The sequence below is a fragment of the Streptomyces bohaiensis genome (assembly GCF_012033785.1).
GTDB lineage: Bacteria > Actinomycetota > Actinomycetes > Streptomycetales > Streptomycetaceae > Streptomyces > Streptomyces bohaiensis.
In genome coordinates, this window is the sequence record NZ_JAAVJC010000080.1 from 17,495 (window position 1) to 18,924 (window position 1,430).

The 1,430-nt window shown below is 79.3% G+C and carries 1 protein-coding gene; it reads left to right on the forward strand.

Translation table 11 applies throughout. The annotated features are described in order from the left end of the window. Positions 1-168: 168 nt before the first annotated feature. A partial coding sequence (locus HCN52_RS11775; RefSeq protein WP_168088372.1) for a sigma-70 family RNA polymerase sigma factor occupies positions 169-1,430 on the forward strand: 1,262 nt, incomplete at its 3' end.

Genomic DNA, 1,430 nt, shown 5'->3' on the forward strand with positions numbered 1-1,430 from the left:
GCCCCCACCACGTGAGCGAGCCCCATGACTCCCCCCCCCCCCCCCCCCCCCCCCCCCCCCCCCCCCCCCCCCCCGGTGCCGGAAGGCACCGCTCGGCCGCGACCCGACCTCGACCGCCGGCCCCAGGGAGACGCCACCGCCACCGCCCCCACCACGTGAGCGAGCCCCATGACTCCCACCCCCGCTCCCCCCGCCCCCACGACCCCGCCCGCACCCCGGCGCGACCACGCCGACACGCCGGAGACCGGCGCGTGGTTCGACCGGCTCGCCGCACTCGGCGAGGGCACCGAGCGTTCGCTCCTGCTGAACGACCTGGTGGCGGCGTGGCTGCCGATGGCCCACCGCATCGCCCTGCGCTACCGCGACCGGGGCGAGGAGACCGAGGACCTGCGGCAGGTCGCCGCGCTGGGCCTGGTGAAGGCCCTGGACCGGTTCGACCCGACCCGTGGCCGTCCCTTCGCGGCGTACGCCGTCCCGGTGGTGACCGGCGAGCTGCGGCGGCACTTCCGCGACACCACCTGGGACCTGCACGTGCCCCGCCGCACCAAGGAACTGCGCAACCTCGTGCGGCGGGCGGCCGGTGACCTGGGCACGGACCAGTTCGGGAGCCGCGCCGCCCAGCGGCGGATCGCCCACCACCTCGGCCTCGGTGAGGCCGAGGTGCGTCGCGGAGCGGCCGCCCTCGACGGCTACTCCTGCCTGTCGCTGGACGCCCCGGTCGGCGACACGGGACGCCCGCTGGGGGAGACCCTGGGCGCGCGCGACGGAGAGTTCGAGCGTGCCACGGAGCGGGTCGCGGTCCAGCCGTACCTCCGTGCGCTGCCCGCCCGCGAGCGCGCCGTGCTGCACCTGCGGTTCTTCCGGGACCTCACGCAGCGGCAGATCGCCCAGCGGCTGTCCGTCTCGCAGATGCAGGTGTCACGGATCCTGCGCCGGGTCTGCGACGGCGCGCGGGAGCACGTCGAGGGTACCGGCCCGGCTCCCGGCAGCCGACCGGCGGAGGGCTCTCCTCCCCGACCGGCTGCCCGCGCCGTCCGGGCGGCAGCACCGACCGTCCGCGGACCGGCAGGCCACGAGGGGCCGACCCCGCTGTCGCGGACCCCCGAAGGGATCGCGACGACTCCGGCCCCGCCGAGCCCGGTCGGCGACGGGGAGGACCGTGGGCCCACGACCGGGCCCGCCGCACCTCCCCGTCCCGACGCGGGGGCCGTCCCGGAGGCCCCGGGGACACAGCCGCCGCCTCGGGCGCCCGGCCGCGCGGCCCCGTTTCGGCGGGGCCCGGCACGTCCCGCTGCCCCGACCGGCGACGAGCAAGCCCGCACGGGGCCCGCCGCGCCCGTACGGCCGAGAGGACGAGCGGACGCCGCGCCGCCGCGCGGGGGCCCGGGCACCGGAGAGCGGAGCGCCAGCACCGGCGGGGCCCCGCCGGT